The 16,496-nt window shown below is 70.9% G+C and carries 15 protein-coding genes; 11 read left to right on the top strand and 4 right to left on the bottom strand.

What is annotated here, in order from left to right:
• The first annotated feature begins 60 nt into the window (after window positions 1-60).
• A complete protein-coding gene (locus tag ACFU95_RS25660) occupies window positions 61-864 on the top strand; it encodes an exodeoxyribonuclease III (protein WP_383831732.1) in 804 nt (267 codons plus the stop codon).
• Here ACFU95_RS25660 and ACFU95_RS25655 read toward each other — a convergent pair.
• Window positions 861-1,514, bottom strand: coding sequence for a MerR family transcriptional regulator (locus ACFU95_RS25655; protein ID WP_383831730.1), 654 nt, complete (start codon window positions 1,512-1,514; stop codon window positions 861-863). The two genes, ACFU95_RS25660 and ACFU95_RS25655, sit on opposite strands and share 4 nt — an antisense overlap.
• A gap of 137 nt (window positions 1,515-1,651) precedes the next feature.
• Here ACFU95_RS25655 and ACFU95_RS25650 point away from each other — a divergent pair, with 137 nt between their 5' ends.
• The 4 genes from ACFU95_RS25650 to ACFU95_RS25635 all read left to right on the top strand — a co-directional run bounded on the left by ACFU95_RS25650 (window position 1,652) and on the right by ACFU95_RS25635 (window position 5,231).
• Window positions 1,652-3,151, top strand: a complete 1,500-nt coding sequence (locus ACFU95_RS25650; protein WP_383831729.1) for a flavin-containing monooxygenase — start codon at window positions 1,652-1,654, stop codon at window positions 3,149-3,151.
• On the top strand, window positions 3,148-4,065 hold the full coding sequence (locus tag ACFU95_RS25645) for an alpha/beta fold hydrolase (protein ID WP_383831727.1): 918 nt from the start codon (window positions 3,148-3,150) through the stop codon (window positions 4,063-4,065). The genes ACFU95_RS25650 and ACFU95_RS25645 overlap by 4 nt, the downstream gene beginning before the upstream one ends.
• Entirely contained in the window at window positions 4,062-4,946 is an 885-nt protein-coding gene (locus ACFU95_RS25640) for an SDR family oxidoreductase (protein WP_383831725.1), read from the top strand. The genes ACFU95_RS25645 and ACFU95_RS25640 overlap by 4 nt, the downstream gene beginning before the upstream one ends.
• Window positions 4,947-5,036: 90 nt before the next feature.
• Window positions 5,037-5,231, top strand: a complete 195-nt coding sequence (locus tag ACFU95_RS25635; protein ID WP_383831723.1) for a hypothetical protein — start codon at window positions 5,037-5,039, stop codon at window positions 5,229-5,231.
• Window positions 5,232-5,325: 94 nt separating this feature from the next.
• Here ACFU95_RS25635 and ACFU95_RS25630 read toward each other — a convergent pair whose 3' ends face one another.
• On the bottom strand, window positions 5,326-8,589 hold the full coding sequence (locus ACFU95_RS25630) for a S41 family peptidase (RefSeq protein ID WP_383831721.1): 3,264 nt from the start codon (window positions 8,587-8,589) through the stop codon (window positions 5,326-5,328).
• A 168-nt stretch (window positions 8,590-8,757) separates the two neighbouring features.
• On the opposite strand from ACFU95_RS25630, the gene ACFU95_RS25625 reads away from it, so the two are divergent.
• From ACFU95_RS25625 to ACFU95_RS25600, 6 genes are all read left to right on the top strand, one after another.
• On the top strand, window positions 8,758-9,357 hold the full coding sequence (locus ACFU95_RS25625; protein ID WP_383831719.1) for a TetR/AcrR family transcriptional regulator: 600 nt from the start codon (window positions 8,758-8,760) through the stop codon (window positions 9,355-9,357).
• A 159-nt stretch (window positions 9,358-9,516) separates the two neighbouring features.
• Complete coding sequence (locus tag ACFU95_RS25620) at window positions 9,517-11,766, top strand: MMPL family transporter (protein ID WP_383831717.1); 2,250 nt, start codon at window positions 9,517-9,519, stop codon at window positions 11,764-11,766.
• A gap of 162 nt (window positions 11,767-11,928) precedes the next feature.
• Entirely contained in the window at window positions 11,929-12,774 is an 846-nt protein-coding gene (locus tag ACFU95_RS25615; protein WP_383831716.1) for a helix-turn-helix domain-containing protein, read from the top strand.
• A complete protein-coding gene (locus ACFU95_RS25610) occupies window positions 12,771-13,022 on the top strand; it encodes a DUF397 domain-containing protein (protein WP_383831714.1) in 252 nt (83 codons plus the stop codon). Before ACFU95_RS25615 ends, ACFU95_RS25610 begins: the two co-directional genes overlap by 4 nt.
• 10 nt (window positions 13,023-13,032) lie before the next feature.
• A complete protein-coding gene (locus ACFU95_RS25605) occupies window positions 13,033-13,512 on the top strand; it encodes a YbaK/EbsC family protein (protein ID WP_383831712.1) in 480 nt (159 codons plus the stop codon).
• Window positions 13,509-14,354, top strand: a complete 846-nt coding sequence (locus tag ACFU95_RS25600; protein ID WP_383831710.1) for an EamA family transporter — start codon at window positions 13,509-13,511, stop codon at window positions 14,352-14,354. The genes ACFU95_RS25605 and ACFU95_RS25600 overlap by 4 nt, the downstream gene beginning before the upstream one ends.
• Window positions 14,355-14,441: 87 nt before the next feature.
• Here the strand turns inward: ACFU95_RS25600 and ACFU95_RS25595 are convergent, their stop codons facing one another.
• Both ACFU95_RS25595 and ACFU95_RS25590 read right to left on the bottom strand, forming a co-directional pair.
• Window positions 14,442-14,720, bottom strand: a complete 279-nt coding sequence (locus ACFU95_RS25595; RefSeq protein ID WP_030054120.1) for a hypothetical protein — start codon at window positions 14,718-14,720, stop codon at window positions 14,442-14,444.
• Between the two features lie 167 nt (window positions 14,721-14,887).
• Window positions 14,888-16,360 carry a metallophosphoesterase gene (locus ACFU95_RS25590; RefSeq protein WP_383831707.1) on the bottom strand — a complete coding sequence of 491 codons (1,473 nt, stop codon included), beginning with the start codon at window positions 16,358-16,360 and terminating at the stop codon, window positions 14,888-14,890.
• Window positions 16,361-16,496: the final 136 nt, after the last annotated feature.

Genomic DNA, 16,496 nt, shown 5'->3' with positions numbered 1-16,496 from the left:
GTTCAATTTCACCGGGATCCAGAACCGGACGCGTTCCAGAGTGCCGGTATCGTGCCCCGGGTGCTCACTGTGACCTCTGTGAATGTGAACGGGCTGCGGGCCGCCGCGAAGAAGGGCTTCGTGGAGTGGCTCGCCGGTACCGAAGCCGATGTGCTGTGCCTCCAGGAGGTGCGCGCGGAGCCGCAGCAGCTGCCCGAGCACGTCCGGACCCCCGACGGCTGGCACGTCGTGCACGCGCCCGCCGCCGCCAAGGGCCGCGCCGGCGTCTCCCTCTACACCCGCCGCGAGCCCGACCGCATCCAGGTCGGCTTCGGGTCGAGTGAGTTCGACGGCAGCGGGCGTTACGTCGAGGCCGACCTGCCCGGTGTGACGGTCGCCTCGCTGTATCTCCCCTCCGGCGAGGTCGGCACCGAGCGGCAGGACGAGAAGGTCCGCTTCATGGGCGAGTTCCTGGCCTATCTGAAGGACCTGCGCGAACGCGCCGCCGCCGACGGCCGCGAGGTCGTCGTCTGCGGCGACTGGAACATCGCCCACCAGCAGGCCGACCTGAAGAACTGGCGCGGCAACACCAAGAACTCCGGGTTCCTGCCGGAGGAGCGGGAGTGGCTCGGTGAGGTGTTCGCCCCCGCGGCGGGCGGCTATGTCGACGTCGTGCGGTCGCTGCACCCGGACGTCGAGGGGCCGTACTCGTGGTGGTCGTACCGCGGGCGGGCCTTCGACAACGACACGGGCTGGCGCATCGACTACCACGTGGCGACGCCGGGGCTCGCCGCCAAGGCGCTCAAGGGGTACGTCGAGCGCGCCGCGACGCACGCCGAGCGGTGGTCGGACCACGCGCCGGTGACGGTGGTCTACGACCGTTAGGGCCGCTCACTCCGTTTGCGCAGCCGCCGGTCCAGGGCCAGCGACAGCTCCGCCTCCACCACGCTGCGGGCGAGGGGGCGCAGACGCTGGAGGTCGTCCTCGTGGGCGTGGCGCAGGACCAGGGTGGCGAACATCTCCGCCAGGTCGTCGACGTGTTCGCGTACGTGCTTACCGGCCGCCAGGACCTCGGCGAGGGGGATGCCCTCGCGGACCAGGGCCGAGGAGACGTCCAGGAGACGGCGGCTGATGTGGACGATCTCGTCGCCGTCGGTGCCCAGGTAGCCGAGGTCCATGGCGGCGGCGAGGTTCTCGGGGGTGACCTCGCCCTCGAAGCGGGCGGCGAGTTCCTCGGGGGTGAGGCGGACCGGCTCCTCCTCGGTGGGGGCGTCGACGCCGAGGAGGTCGGCGACGTCGCGGCCGTGGTCGAGGGCGTCGGCGAGTTCCGCGATGCCGTTCAGGGTGTGGCCGCGCTCCAGCAGTGCCGAGATCGTGCGCAGGCGGGCCAGGTGGTGGTCGTCGTACCAGGCGATGCGGCCCTCGCGGCGGGGTGGCGGGATCAGCTTGCGTTCGCGGTAGAAGCGCAGGGTGCGCACCGTGATGCCGGCCAGACGGGCTAGTTCCTCCATGCGGTATTCACGCTTCTCGGTCACCTGGGCACCTTAAGGCGTACCGACGGTAACTTTCCTTGAGTCACCCCTACCGGTCGGTACGGACCTGCTCTACTCTCCCATTGCGCCAGTGTTCACTGGCGTGGTTCCGGTTCCGGGTGAAGCATGGAGGCACAGGCATGGCCGAACGCGAACATGTGCGGGTCGCGGTGATCGGGTCCGGGTTCGGCGGGCTGGGAGCCGCCGTACGGCTGCGGCGCGAGGGCGTCACCGACTTCGTCGTCCTGGAGCGGGCCGACAGCGTCGGCGGCACCTGGCGGGACAACAGCTATCCGGGGTGCGCGTGCGACGTGCCGTCCCACCTGTACTCCTTCTCCTTCGCGCCCAACCCCGACTGGCCGCGCGCCTTCTCCGGCCAGGAGCACATCCGGGCCTACCTGGAGCACGTCACGGACGTCTTCCGGCTGCGGCCGCACATCCGCTTCAACTCGGAGGTGAAGCGGATGACCTGGGACGGCGAGCGGCTGTGCTGGGACATCGAGACCAGTGCCGGGAACCTGTCCGCGGACCTCGTCGTCTCCGCCACCGGGCCCCTGTCGGATCCGAAGATCCCCGACATCCCGGGGCTGGACTCCTTCCCCGGCAAGGTCTTCCACTCCGCCCGCTGGGACCACGACTACGACCTGCGCGGCAAACGTGTCGCCATGGTCGGCACCGGCGCCTCCGCCATCCAGATCGTGCCGACCATCCAGCCCGACGTCGAGCGGCTCACCGTCTTCCAGCGCACCCCGCCCTGGGTCATGCCCCGCGTCGACCGCGCCATCAGCGGCGCCGAGCGCTCCCTGCACCGGGCCCTGCCCTTCACCGCGCGGCTGCGCCGCGGACTGCTGTGGGGCATGCGGGAGCTCCAGGTCCAGGCGTTCACCAAGCACCCGGGCGAGCTGGGCTTCATCGAGCAACTGGCCAAGCGGAACATGGCCCGCTCCATCAAGGACCCCGCCCTGCGCGCCCGGCTGACCCCCGACTACCGCATCGGCTGCAAGCGGATCCTGCTGAGCAGCGCCTACTATCCGGCGCTCGCGCAGCCCAACGTGGACGTCGTGACCGGCGGGCTGAGCGAGGTCCGCGGCTCGAGGGTCGTGGCCGCCGACGGCAGCGAGGCCGAGGTCGACGCGATCGTCTTCGGTACGGGGTTCCACGTCACCGACATGCCCATCGCCGACCGGGTGGTCGGGGCGCAGGGCAAGACGCTCGCCGAGGCATGGAGGGGCGGGATGCAAGCGCTGCGGGGCGCCTCCGCGGCCGGGTTCCCGAACTGGATGACCGTCATCGGACCCAACACGGGACTCGGGAACTCCTCGATGATCCTGATGATCGAGTCCCAGCTGAACTACATGGCCGACTTCGTACGGCAGCTGAACGTGCTGGGCGGCCGGGTGGCCCTGGACGCGAGGCCCGGCGCGGTGCGGGCCTGGAACCTGCGGGTCCAGGAACGCATGAAGCGCACTGTCTGGAACACGGGTGGCTGTACGAGTTGGTACCTCGACGCGAACGGCCGCAACACCACCATCTGGCCCGGTACGACGACCGAGTTCCGGCGGGCCACGCGGCGCGTGGATCTCTCGGAGTACGCCGTGGTCCGAGCCACCGTCAAGGAAAGCGCCGAGGTGACCGCGTGAGCCGTCTCATGCACGTGAAGTCCGGGCCGTACGCCCCGCCCGCCCCCGCCCGTGAGCTGACGGCCGCGTCCGCCGACGGCGCCCGGCTGCACATAGAGGTGCACGGCCCCGAGGACGCGCCCGCCGTGGTGCTCGCGCACGGCTGGACCTGCTCGACCGCCTTCTGGGCCGCGCAGATCCGGGAACTGGCCGCCGACCACCGGGTCATCGCCTACGACCAGCGCGGCCACGGACGCAGCCCGGCGAGCCCGGCGTGCAGCGCCGACGCTCTCGCCGACGACCTCGAAGCCGTACTGAAGGCGACCCTCGCACCCGGCGAGAAGGCCGTGATCGCCGGCCACTCCATGGGCGGCATGACGGTGATGGCCGCCGCCGCGCGCCCGGCGTTCCGCGAGCATGCCGTCGCCGTCCTGCTGTGCAGCACCGGCTCCTCCCGGCTGGTCGCCGAGTCGACGGTCGTACCGATGCGGCCGGGGCGGCTGCGGACCTGGCTCACCCAGCACATCCTCGGCTCCCGGGCGCCGCTCGGACCGGTCACGCCGATGGCCAGGGCGATCCTCAGGTACGGCACGATGGGCCCCGGTTCGGCCCCGCACATGGTCGAGGCGTGCGCGCGGATCGTGCACGCGTGCCCGCGCAAGGTGCGGTACGCCTGGTCGCACGTGCTGGACCTGCTCGATCTCGACCACGGCGTACGGGAGTTGGCGGTGCCGACCGCGGTGGTCGTCGGGACGGCCGACCGGCTGACCCCGCCGGTGCACGCGCACTCGCTGGCCGCCTCGCTGCCCCAGTGTCTCGGCGTCACCGAACTGCCCGGCCTCGGACACATGACGCCGGTCGAGGCGCCCGATCTGGTGACCGGGAAGATACGGGAGCTCATCACTACCTACGCAACGATCAAGGAGGGCGCATGAGCAGGGTCAGCCTCGAAGGACAGGTCGCCGTCGTCACGGGTGCCGCGCGCGGCGTCGGCGAGCTGCTCGCCCGCAAGCTCTCCGCGCGCGGTGCGAAGGTGGCACTCGTCGGGCTGGAGCCGGACGCCCTGAAGCAGGTGTCCGAACGGCTGCACAGCGAGAGTGACCACTGGTACGCCGATGTGACGGACCATGAGGCGATGGCCGTCGTCGCGCGGGAGGTCAAGGAGCGGTTCGGGAAGGTCGACATCGTCGTCGCCAACGCGGGCGTCGCGAGCGGGGGTCCCTTCGTCGACTCGGATCCGGACGCCTGGCGGCGGGTCATCGAGGTCAACCTCATCGGCTCGGCGGTGACCGCGCGGGCGTTCCTTCCCGTGCTGACGGAGAGCCGGGGGTACCTGCTGCAGATCGCCTCGCTCGCGGCGATCACTCCGGCGCCGATGATGACGGCGTACTGCGCGTCCAAGTCCGGTGTCGAGGCGTACGCGCACAGTCTGCGGGCCGAAGTCGGTTACAAGGGCGTGCGGGTGGGGGTCGGGTATCTGTCCTGGACGGACACCGACATGGTGCGGGGCGCCGATCAGGACGACGTCATGCGGGAGTTGCGCAAGCGGCTGCCGTGGCCGTCCAACAAGACCTATCCGCTGGGGCCGGCGGTCGACCGGATCGTGGCCGGGATCGAGCGGCGGTCGAGCCATGTGTACGCGCAGTGGTGGCTGCGCGGGATGCAGGGTGTGCGCGGGTATCTGCCGGGGCTCATCGGGACCGTGGGGCAGCGGGAGATGCGGCGGTTCGGTGGGCGGCTGGAGGGGGTGTCGACGGGGTTGGTCGGGGCCGGCGGCGCCGCCGACGAGCAGGCGAGGATCACGCGGCGTAACTGATCGACATGCGTGGGGTTATCGCTCGTGTGAATCTGGTCGAGGCCCCACCGAGGGGCCAATCCCCCCCACTCACTACGGGAGTGAACCCACATGGGTATGAAGGACCAGTTCCAGGAGAAGTCCGAGCAGCTTCAGCAGCGTGCGCGTCAGCACGGGCAGCCGGAGCGGGGTCGTCCGGAGCGGCCGCAGGAGCGTGGCCGTCCGGAGCGTCCGCAGCGGGAGGACGAGCGCGAGCGTCCGTCGCGTGAGGAGCAGGAGCGCTTCGACCAGGACTACGACCGGTAGTCGTCGCGCTCTCTGAAACGCGGGGTGCCCCCTGTTTGGTGGGTGCCCCGCGTTTTTCAGCCCCGCGCCCCTAGGTGGGTTGCCCGGCCCCCCGTTACGAGCGGGGCGGCAGTTTTGGTCTTGATCGGTCCGGGACGTGTGCGTAGTCCGGGGGCGTGGCCGGGGGGTTGGACTCCAGTAGTTCCAGTGCCAGTTGCACGGCGTCCTTCAGCTGGGCGTGGCGGCCCTCTGCCCAGTCCAGCGGGGTGCGGAGGATCTCCAGGTCGGGGGTGACGCCCTTGTTCTCGATGGACCAGCCGTACGCGTCGAACCAGGCCGCGTTCATCGGGACCGTGATCACCGTGCCGTCGCCCAGGCGGTGGCGGCCGGTCATGCCGACGACTCCGCCCCAGGTGCGCTGGCCGACGACCGGGCCGAGCTTGAGGAGCTTGAAGGCGGCCGTGATCATGTCGCCGTCCGAGGAGGTCGCCTCGTCGGCGAGGGCGACGACCGGGCCGCGCGGGGCGTTCGACGCGTACGACACCGGCTGGGCGTCGCGTGTGAGGTCCCAGCCGAGGATCGTGCGGGTCAGCTTCTCCACCACCAGCTCGCTGATGTGGCCGCCCGCGTTGCCGCGTACGTCGACGATCAGCGCGGGGCGTGACATCTCCATGCGCAGGTCCCGGTTGAACTGGGCCCAGCCCGAGCCGCCCATGTCCGGGATGTGGAGGTAGCCGCAGCGACCCCCGCTCAACTCGCGCACCACGGCGCGGCGTTTGGCGACCCAGTCCTGGTAGCGGAGCGGGCGTTCGTCGATCAGCGGCACCACGGCCACCCGCCGGGCCCGGCCCGCCTCGCCCTCCGCCGGGGTGAAGGTCAGCTCCACCGTCGTACCGCCGGCCCCGGCGAGGAGGGGATAGGGGCCCGTGGCCGGATCCACCGGGCGGCCGTCCACGTGGGTGAGTACGGCCCCTTCCCGGATTCCCGTGCCCGCCAGCGGGGAGCGGGCCTTGGAGTCGGACGATTCGCCGGGGAGGATGCGCCGGACCATCCAGTCGTCGTCACGGCGTACGAAGTTGGCGCCCAGCAGGCCCTGCCGGCGCTGGTAGTGCGGGGGGCCCTCGTTGCGGCGGGCGGCCGACACGTAGGCGTGCGAGGTGCCCAGTTCGCCCAGCACCTCGCGGAGCAGGTCCGCGAACTCGTCGGGGGAGGCGACCCGTTCGACCAGGGGGCGGTACTGGGCGAGGACCGCGTCCCAGTCGATGCCGCACATCCCGGGCTCCCAGAAGTACGCCCTGATCAGCCGGCCCGCCTCGTCGTACGCCTGCCTCCACTCCGCTGTCGGGTCGACCTCGTGCAGGATGCGGCGCAGGTCGATCCACACGGTCGTGTCGCTGTCGCCGGACTCGGAGGCGGGCACCCCCCGCAGCTCGCCCTCGTCGACCAGGACCAGGCGGCTGCCGTCGCCGCTGACAGCGAACCAGTCCAGGTGGTCGACGAGTTCGGTCCTCCTCGCCTTGCTGATGTTGAAGTGTTCGAGGGTCGGCCGGCCGGTCGTGTCGTCCGGGTTGGCGAACGTCTCGCCCAGCGCGCCCGAGATCGGCCAGCGCAGCCAGACCAGTCCGCCGCCCGCCACCGGGTACAGCGCCGAGTACTTGGAGGCGCTGACCGGGAAGGGGGTGACCCGGTTCTCCAGGCCCTCGATCTCGACAACCGAGGGGCCGCCGGTCCCGCCCCCCTCGTCCTCCTCCACCGGGTCCAGGCCACCGGCGGCCGGGCGGCCCTCGGGGGTCAGTGCGAAGGGGGAGGGGGTCGCGGAGGAGAGGGGGACCAGGTAGGGGCGGCAGCCCAGCGGGAAGGAGAGGTCGCCGGTGTGGACGTCGTACACCGGGTCGAAGCCCCGCCAGGAGAGGAAGGCCAGATAGCGGCCGTCCCGGGTGAACACCGGGTTCTCGTCCTCGAAGCGGCCGCCCGTGACGTCGATGATCAGCCGGTCCTTCATGCGTGCCAGCTTGATCTGGCGCAGGGAGCGGCCGATCCCGGGATGGGACCAGGTCAGCCAGGTGCCGTCCGGTGAGAAGGCCAGGTCGCGCACCGGGCCGTTGACCGACCGGATCAGCTCGGTGACCTCGCCGTCGGAGTCCTCGGTGCCCGCGGCGTCAGCCGCATCATCAGGCACAGTCAGGAGCAGCAGGCGTCCGTCGTGCGCGGCGATCGCGAGGCGCTCGCCCTGTGGGTCGGCGACCATCTCCAGGACCCGGCCCAGCTCGCCGGAGGCCAGCCGGCGCGGCTCGCGGCCGCCGGACGCGCGGGGCAGGGAGGCGATCTCGACGGCGTCCTCGCCCTCGGCGTCCGTCACATACGCGACCTGGCCGGCCGAGCCGAGCATCTCCGGGAGCCGGACCCGTACGCCGGGGGTGTCGGTGATCGTGCGGGCCGGGCCGTCCCGGTGGGTGAGCCAGTAGAGGCTGCCCCGGACGATCACGGCGCTCGCGCGGCCCGTCTCGTCGACGGAGATGCCGCCGATGTGCTGGGCCGCCGGCACCTGGTACCTGCGGCGGCCGGCGGCCGGCCCGCTGAGACGTAGGTCCAGGCGGCGCGGTTCGGAGCCGGCGGTGAGGTCGTCCACCATCCACAGGTCGCCCGCGCACTGGTACACCACCCGGGTGCCGTCACTCGCGGCGTGCCGGGCGTAGAACGCGTCGTGGTCGGTGTGGCGGCGCAGGTCGGAGCCGTCGTGGGCGCACGAGTAGAGGTTGCCGACGCCCTCGTGGTCGGAGAGGAAGGCGATGCGGCCGCCGACGAACATGGGGGAGTCGAGGTGGCCGCCGATGTCCGGGAGCAGGCGTTCGCCGTGCAGCCACAGGCGGCCGGTGGCCCCGCCCCGGTAGCGCTTCCAGGAGGCGGGTTCGTGCGGTGGGGTGCCGGTCAGGAGCAGGCTCTTGCGCTCGCCGTCGAGGTCGGTGACCTGGAGGTCGGAGCACGGTCCCCAGGGGAGCTTGCTGCCGGGGTCGCCGTCGGGGCGGACCTTGTAGGCCCAGGTGTAGTGGGAGAAGGGCTCGCCGTGGGAGGCCACGGCGAGGATCACGCCCTCGGGGGTCCAGCCGCACACCCGGGTGTCCGCCGAGCCCCAGTGGGTGAGCCGCCGGCCCGGTCCGCCGTCCACCGCGACCAGGTGGATCTCGGGGACCAGGCTGCGCCAGCTCGTGTACGCGAGGTGGCGGCCGTCGGGCGAGAAGCGGGGGTGGCCGATCTTGGTGCGGTCCACGGTGAGCCGCCAGGCGCGGCCCCGGCCGTCGAGGGGGGCCAGCCACAGGTCGTCCTCGGCCACGAAGCACAGCAGGTCGTCATGGAGGTGCGGCAGGCGCAGATAGCTCACGTCCCCATGCTTTTCCCGCGGACGGACCTGGGCAACTCGTGACAACCCGTGTCATGGTGGCGCGCCGTGACCCACAACACGAACGAAACCGTTTCGTTTCGTTGAGGGATGCGCTACATTCGTTGTGTACGAAACAGTGTCGTTCGGAGCGGGAAGGCGGAGAGAGCCATGACTGAGGTCGCAACGGCGCGTCGCAGTCGCATCACTCCTGAGCGCGAGGCCGAGTTGTACGGCGCCGTGCTCGACCTGCTCCGGGAAGTCGGCTACGACGCCCTGACCATGGACGCCGTGGCCGCCCGCACCCGGTCCAGCAAGGCCACCCTCTACCGCCAGTGGGGCGGCAAGCCGGAACTGGTGGCGAAGGCGATCCGGCACAACAAGCCGGGCAACATCGGCGACGTCGACACCGGGACCCTGCGGGGCGACCTGCACGCCCTCACCTCGCGCGAGGACGACTGCGCGATGCAGCAGAACGCCGCACTGATGCGGGGCCTGTTCATGGCGGTGCACGCCAACCCGGACCTGCTCCAGGCCTTCAAGGAACTGCTCATCGAGCCGGAGATGGCGGAGTTCGACCGAGTGGTCCAACGGGCCGTCGACCGCGGTGAGGTCCACGCCGACTGCCCCGCACTGGCCTATGTGGTGCACATGCTCGTCGGCGCGTTCGCCACCCGCACGCTGATCGACGACCAGCCGCCCACGCAGGCGTTCCTCACCTCGTACATCGACGCCGTGGTCCTCCCCGCCCTCGGCGCGCCCGTCAACTGACACCCGTCAACTGACACCCGTCAACTGACGAGCCCCCTCCCCAGCAAAGCCCTCCACCTGACGTAACCGCTCACGTCGTCACGGGCTGATCACCCCTGCCCTCGGGCCTGGGTCGGAATCCCGGCCCTGCACCCCACGACCTGACCGGGAGACGCCTTCGTGGCCACGTTCCTCTACAAGCTCGGCCGGCTCGCCTTCCGGCGACGGCACTTCGTCGCCCTGATATGGGTCGCGCTGCTGACGCTCGCGGGCGTAGGCGCGGCCAGCGCCCCCAGCGCCGGATCCACCTCCTTCTCCATTCCGGGCACGGAAGCGCAGAAGGCCTTCGACCTGCTCGAACAGCGTTTCCCCGGCAGCAGCGCGGACGGCGGTACCGCCCGTGTCGTCTTCAAGGCACCGGCCGGCGAGAAGATGACGGACGCCGCCAACAAGGCGACCGTCGAGAAGACGGTGAAGGAGCTGTCCGACGGCTCCGAGGTCGTCTCCGTCGCCGACCCCTACCAGGCGCACGCCGTCAGCGAGAACGGCACGATCGCCTACGCCTCCGTGCGGTACGAGGTCCCCGGTATGGAACTGAAGGACGCCAGCAGGGACGCCCTGGAGGACGCCGGGCAGCAGGCGCGGGACGCCGGACTGACCGTGGAGATCGGCGGTGACGCGCTCCAGGCGGCGCCGGAGGCAGCCGCCTCCGAGGTCATCGGCCTCGCCGTCGCCGCGGTCGTCCTCGTCATCACCTTCGGCTCGCTGGTCGCGGCCGGACTCCCGCTGCTCACCGCCCTCATCGGCGTCGGCATCGGCGTCTCGGTGATCACCGCACTGGCCAACGCGCTGGACCTGGGCTCCACCACCTCCACCCTGGCCATGATGATCGGCCTCGCGGTCGGCATCGACTACGCGCTGTTCATCGTCTCCCGGTACCGCGCCGAACTGGCCGAGGGCCGCGACCGCGAGGAGGCGGTCGGCCGGGCCACCGGCACGGCGGGCTCCGCGGTGGTCTTCGCCGGTCTCACCGTGGTGATCGCCCTGGCCGGACTGGCCGTCGTCAACGTCCCGATGCTCACCAAGATGGGCCTCGCCGCCGCGGGCACCGTCGTGATCGCGGTCCTGATCGCCCTCACGATGGTCCCCGCCCTGCTCGGCTACGCGGGCCGCAAGGTGAAGCCGGCGGGCGAGAAGGGCAGGTTCCTCGGCGGCCGCAAGAAGCCCGCCGCGGACGAGGCCGCTTCAGGCAACCCCGCTCCGGCCAAGCCGAACATGGGTACCCGCTGGGCCGGCTTCGTCGTACGCCGTCCTGTGGCCGTCCTCCTCCTCGGCGTCGTCGGCCTCGGTGCCGCGGCCCTCCCGGCGACCTCCCTCGAACTGGGCCTGCCGGACGACGGCTCGCAGCCGACCTCGACCACGCAGCGCCGGGCCTACGACCTGCTCTCGGAGGGCTTCGGCCCCGGCTTCAACGGTCCGCTCATGATCGTCGTCGACGCCAAGGCCAGCGATGCCCCCAAGAACGTCGTCAACGACGTCACCAGCGAGATCAAGGGTCTCAAGGACGTCGTGACGGTGACCCCGGCGACGTACAACAAGGCGGGTGACACGGCGATGATCACCGTGATCCCCGACTCCAAGCCCTCGTCGGTCTCGACCGAGGACCTGGTGCACTCCATCCGTGACGCGGGTGCGGAGATCAAGTCCGACACGGACGCGAGCGTGCTGGTCACCGGCACGACGGCGATGAACATCGACTTCTCGCAGAAGCTGAACGACGCGCTGGTGCCGTACCTGATCCTGGTGGTCGGCCTCGCCTTCCTCCTCCTGATCCTGGTGTTCCGCTCGATCCTGGTCCCGCTGAAGGCGGCCCTCGGCTTCCTGCTGTCGGTGCTCGCCGCCCTCGGCGCCGTCGTGGCGGTCTTCCAGTGGGGCTGGCTCGCGAGCCTCTTCGGGGTCGAGGAGACCGGTCCGGTCATGTCGATGATGCCGATCTTCATGGTCGGCGTGGTCTTCGGGCTGGCCATGGACTACGAGGTGTTCCTCGTGACCCGGATGCGCGAGGCGTACGTCCACGGCGAGTCGCCCAGCCAGGCCGTGGTGACCGGGTTCCGGCACAGCGCCCGGGTGGTGGTGGCCGCCGCGCTGATCATGATCGCGGTGTTCGCCGGATTCATCGGCGCCAGCGAGTCCATGGTCAAGATGATCGGCTTCGGCCTCGCGATCGCCGTCCTCTTCGACGCGTTCGTCGTCCGCATGGCGATCGTCCCCGCGGTGCTCGCCCTGCTCGGCAAGCGGGCCTGGTGGCTGCCGAAGTGGCTGGACCGCGCCCTGCCGAACGTCGACGTCGAGGGCGAGAGCCTGCGCACGGAGGCCGACGCGGGGAAGGACGCGGACGCCGACGAGGACCGTGAGCTGGTGCGCGTCTGAGCGACCGCCCCCGTCCGTAGACCAGCCGGTGAGGGCTCCGTGGGACGGGGTGCCCTCACCGGCTTCTCTTGTGCCCGGCGGGACTGTCCCGGGTTTGTCTCGTGCTGTCTTGGCTGTCTCGGGGGTTGTACGGGTACGAGTGCGCGTCGGAGGTGGGTGACTGTGAACGACCAGGTGGACGAGGCCGGTTGGGATGTCGAGCCGGGGGACGAGATCGAGCCGGTGGTGCAGGCGGTGGGGCATCTGCTCAAGGTCTGCCGGGAGGCAGCGGGGCTGAGGGCGGCCGAGTTCGGGGAGGTCATGGGCTACGGCGAGGACATGATCCGCAAGATGGAGCGGGGGCAGCGGATTCCCCGGCCGGAGTTCCTGGACAGGGCGGACGACGTGCTGAGGGCGCAGGGGCACCTCAAGGCGTTCAAGTGGCAGATGGAGCAGGCCCGGTATCCGAAGAAGGTACGGCGACTGAAGGAGATGGAGGGGCGGGCGGTGGAGATGATGCTGTACAGCAACCACAACATCCACGGCCTGTTGCAGACGCCGGAGTACGCGCGGACGTTGTCCGAGATGAGGCAGCCCGCGTACTCGCCGGACGTGGTGGAGCGGGATGTCGCCGCGCGCATGGCCCGGAAGTCGGTCTTCGACCGGGAGCCCGCCCCGACGCTCGGCTTCGTCCAGGAACAGGTGACGCTGGAGCGTCCGTACGGTGGGAAGATGGTGCTGCGTCGACAGCTCGAACACCTCCTGGAGGTATCGCAGTTGAGGAACGTCACCGTCCAGGTCATGCCGACCGACCGGGAGGAGCACGCCGGAGTAGCGGGCCTGATCGAAGTGCTGAAGTTCGGGGACGGCACGGCGATCGGACGTTCCGACGGCGCGTTCAATGGCCGCCCGGTCTCAAGCCCCAGGGATCTTCGTATCCTTGAACTGCGCTATGGCATGATCCGGGCGCAGGCTCTCACGCCGAGGGAGTCGCAGGCCTTCATCGAGCAAGCGCTGGGGAGACTATGAGCGCCACCGAACTCCACTGGTTCAAGAGCAGCTACAGCAGCAGCAACGAATCCGGCGACTGTGTCGAAGTGGCGCTGGACTGGTTCAAGAGCAGCTACAGCAGCAGCAGCGAACCCGGCGACTGCATCGAGGTCGCCACCACCCCCGCCACCATCCACATCCGGGACTCCAAGACCCCCGACGCCCCTCACCTCACCATCACCCCGGGCACCTGGAATTCATTCGTGGGCCACGTATCCGACCGCTAGCCTGCGGAGCATGACCCGTTTCACCGAAGCCCTGAGTGAGCTCGGGCTGACCGACCTCGACGCCCGGATCCGCCACTTCCCGGAGGGCGCCCGTACCGCGGCCGAGGCCGCCGCCGCGATCGGGTGTGAGCTCAGCCAGATCTGCAAGTCGCTGATCTTCGCGGCCGACGGCGTACCCGTACTGGTCCTGATGGACGGGGCGTCGCGGGTTGATCTCGAACTCGTCCGGAAGGAACTCGGGGCGGACAAGGTCACGCGGGCCAAGGCCGACGTCGTACGGGAGACCACCGGGTACGCCATCGGCGGCGTACCGCCCTTCGGGCACCGTACGAAGACGCGCGTGCTGGCCGACCGTTCGCTGCTCGGGCATGACCTGGTCTGGGCCGCCGCCGGCAACCCGCACGCCGTCTTCCCCATGGCGCCCAAGGACCTCGTCGCCCATGCCGGAGCCACACTCGTGGACGTGCGCGAGCAGACGCCGGCTTCGTGACGCCGCTCGTCACCGCCGCCGTCCTGCTGGCAGCCGTCACGCACGCCAGCTGGAACGCCATCGCCCACCGGATCACCGACAAGCTGGTGGGGTTCACGCTCATCGGGGGCGGCGGCGCGCTGATCGGCGCGGTCCTCGCGTGCTTCGCGGAGTTCCCGGCGGCGCAGGCGTGGCCGTATCTCCTGGCGTCGGCCTTCGTCCACGTCGTCTACTTCGTGCTGCTGATGAAGTCCTTCCGGCTGGGCGACTTCGGACAGGCGTACCCCATCGCGCGCGGCTCCGCGCCCCTTGTCGTCGCCGTGCTCGCCGCCTTCGTCGCCCACGAGGTGCCGGACGGGTGGGCGGCCGCCGGGATCGCCCTGTCCTGTGCCGGGCTCACGGGTGTCGCACTGTGGGGCCTGCGGGGCAGTCCGCCCAACTGGGCCGCGATCGGCGCGGCGTTGGCGACCGGGTTGAGCATCGCGACGTACACCGTGCTGGACGGGCTGGGGGTGCGGGCCTCGGGGTCGTCCCTCGGCTATATCGCCTGGCTGATGGTGGCCGAGGGGATCGCCGTACCGGTGTACGCCGTCCGGCGCTGGCGTCGGGAGACGGTCGCCATGCTGCGGCCGTTCGCCGGAGTGGGGCTGCTGGGCGCCGCGCTGTCCGTCGCCGCGTACGCACTGGTCCTGTGGGCGCAGACGAAAGCCGAGCTGGCGCCGATCGCCGCCCTGCGGGAGTCCTCGATCATCGTGGGCGCCGCGATCGGCGCCGTGTTCTTCAAGGAGCGTTTCGGGGCGCCGCGCATGATGGCGGCGGGACTGCTGGTCATAGGGATCGGGCTGATGCTGCACGCGGGCTGAAAGGGCGTGCCGCGGGAGGTCGTTCGGAGGGTGCGGCCAGGCGGCCGGCCGAGGGCCGACCGCCTGGAGCACGGGGAGTTACAGCCGTCAGAAGGCGGTGTTGTTGCAGCCCATCGTCGAGCCGAGGTGCGTGCTCTGGGCACCCGCGTCGCCCTCGCCGTTGAGGCCGCTGCCCAGGAGGCCGTTGAGGATGCCGACCACGCCGAGGATGTCGAGGTTCAGGTCGTGCGACTTGCAGCTGGTGCTCTGCTGGACCTTGACGTCGTTGCCCCGGGGGCCCTGGTCGGCCTGCGCGGTGCCCGCGCCCACGAGACCGACGGTGGTGAGGGCGGCGACCAGGACGGCGGCCTTGCGAAGCTTGTGCATGTCATCTCCGGTGGAGTGAGGTGGATGCGATGCGTGAAGGAGCGACTCCTTACGATTAAGGGAGATTAAGTAGGAAATGCCCCAAATCATCCTGTGGCGCGCCGAGTTTTGAGATCTTCCGCCGGGATGACGCTGTCCGTGGGCGGCCGTACGCCTGAAGTCGTGCGCTATCCGTGGTCCGTGACCCCGGAGAGGTCGTGCGCCGTCACGCTGTTGCGGTCGGTGACCGAGCGGCCCAGGGCGTGGTGGGGCCACAGGCCCGCGGCCACCCGGCGGCTGCGCTCGCTCCACTGACGGGCCGCCAGGTCACCGGCCTTGTAGTGGTTGAGGGCGTAGCCGCCGGAGTGGATGCGCAGCAGGGTGAAGCCGCCCGGGTACTCCTTCGCGGCGGCGACCTCCTGCTGGGTGACGTGCGGGGCCCGCGACAGCACGGTGCGCTTGTTGCGGTGGGTGTGGCCCGCGTGGTGGAGGAAGACGCCGGGCGCGGACGCGTAGGCGTCGACGACGGCGCGGGCCTGGCGGCGCTCCAGCTGCTGGCCGCGGGTCACCGGGAAGACGGAGTCCCGCACGGTCAGCGGATGGTGGCCGAAGACGAGGGTCGGCTGGTCCGGCGCTTCCCTCAACCTCGCCCGGAACCAAGCAAGTTGCTCCGGCCCGAGCCCGCCCGCGTCGGCGCCGTTGCCGGTCTTGACGTAGGTGTCGAGGCCGATGACCCGCAGCCCGCCGAGGTCACGGGCGAAGTACCCCGGCCCGCCGTCGTCGGCCGGGAACGCGGTGTGGAAGGTGGCGTTGTCCCGGGAACGGTCGTGGTTGCCGCGTACGACGAAGTAGTCCCGCCCGAGCGCACCGAAACCGTCCAGGATCCGCCGGGCCTCACCGAGGTCGTGCGCCCCTCCGCCCGCCGAGATGTCACCCCCGGCCAGCAGTACGTCCGCCCCGCGCCGCCGGGCCTCCTCGACCAGGGCGCGGCTCATGAGCTCCGGGTACGGTGCCCGCCCCGGCTGCTGCGGCACCCCGCGCAGCAGGGGGAAGCCGCCGACCAGGCCCGCGGTCGTCTCGCCGAGGTGCAGGTCGTTGCAGAGCGCGACCGACAGCAGATGCCGGCCGGGCGGCGGCTGGGGGGTGGTGAAGCAGTACGGTCCGCCGCTCGCACCGAACCCGAACGTCGACGTGCCCACGGCGTTCCCGCGCACGAGATGCAGCGGGGTGGGCGTCGCGGCCGTGCCCCGCGAGCGGGCCTGGTAGTAGTACGTCTGCCCCGGCTCCAGGTCCGTGAGTTCGACCTGGTGATGGGCGGTCGGCCGGTCCTCGGACGCCGTGCGGTTGAGCCGGGAGGGATGGGTGCCGTAGACGATCTCGCCCTCGGTGATCGCGGGGAGGGGGTGCCCCAGCCCGTCATCGGTGCCGGGGATCCCGGTGTACCAGGTGATGACGGCGCTGTCCTCGGTGAGGGTGACCAGTTCGAGGTTGACGGCGATCAGGTCGTCGGGGTGGTGGGAGCGGGCCCGCTGCACGGCGGCGGAGGCCGACCGCAGCAGGGCGGGCGCGAGGCGGGCGCCGGAGCGCAGCACCTCGCAGGGGCCGGGGAGGGCCGACAGTGCCGCGAGAGCGGGGAGGTGGGCGGAGAAGCAGCAGCGCATGTCCTCGATGTGGCCCGGTGCGGTGAACGGGGGAGGTGGCGGTAGCGGCGGGGCCAGGTCCGGCGCGCGACATCTCCGTGGAACGCGACATCTCCATGGAAGCAGGGCGAAGGCGGTCACCGAAGGGAGTGTGCCG

Origin of the sequence: Streptomyces sp. NPDC057623 (assembly GCF_042800355.1) — a bacterium.
GTDB lineage: Bacteria > Actinomycetota > Actinomycetes > Streptomycetales > Streptomycetaceae > Streptomyces.
The sequence above is the reverse complement of the archived record's forward strand: the minus strand, read 5'-3'. Positions and strand labels throughout refer to the sequence as shown.

Excerpts from the sequence above, each read along its gene's own strand:
- ACFU95_RS25650 (WP_383831729.1), top strand. The coding sequence starts at position 1,652 with ATGGCCGAACGCGAACATGTGCGGGTCGCGGTGATCGGGTCCGGGTTC.
- ACFU95_RS25640 (WP_383831725.1), top strand. The coding sequence starts at position 4,062 with ATGAGCAGGGTCAGCCTCGAAGGACAGGTCGCCGTCGTCACGGGTGCC.
- ACFU95_RS25635 (WP_383831723.1), top strand. The coding sequence starts at position 5,037 with ATGGGTATGAAGGACCAGTTCCAGGAGAAGTCCGAGCAGCTTCAGCAG.
- ACFU95_RS25625 (WP_383831719.1), top strand. The coding sequence starts at position 8,758 with ATGACTGAGGTCGCAACGGCGCGTCGCAGTCGCATCACTCCTGAGCGC.
- ACFU95_RS25610 (WP_383831714.1), top strand. The coding sequence starts at position 12,771 with ATGAGCGCCACCGAACTCCACTGGTTCAAGAGCAGCTACAGCAGCAGC.
- ACFU95_RS25605 (WP_383831712.1), top strand. The coding sequence starts at position 13,033 with ATGACCCGTTTCACCGAAGCCCTGAGTGAGCTCGGGCTGACCGACCTC.
- ACFU95_RS25595 (WP_030054120.1), bottom strand. The coding sequence starts at position 14,720 with ATGCACAAGCTTCGCAAGGCCGCCGTCCTGGTCGCCGCCCTCACCACC.
- ACFU95_RS25590 (WP_383831707.1), bottom strand. The coding sequence starts at position 16,360 with ATGCGCTGCTGCTTCTCCGCCCACCTCCCCGCTCTCGCGGCACTGTCG.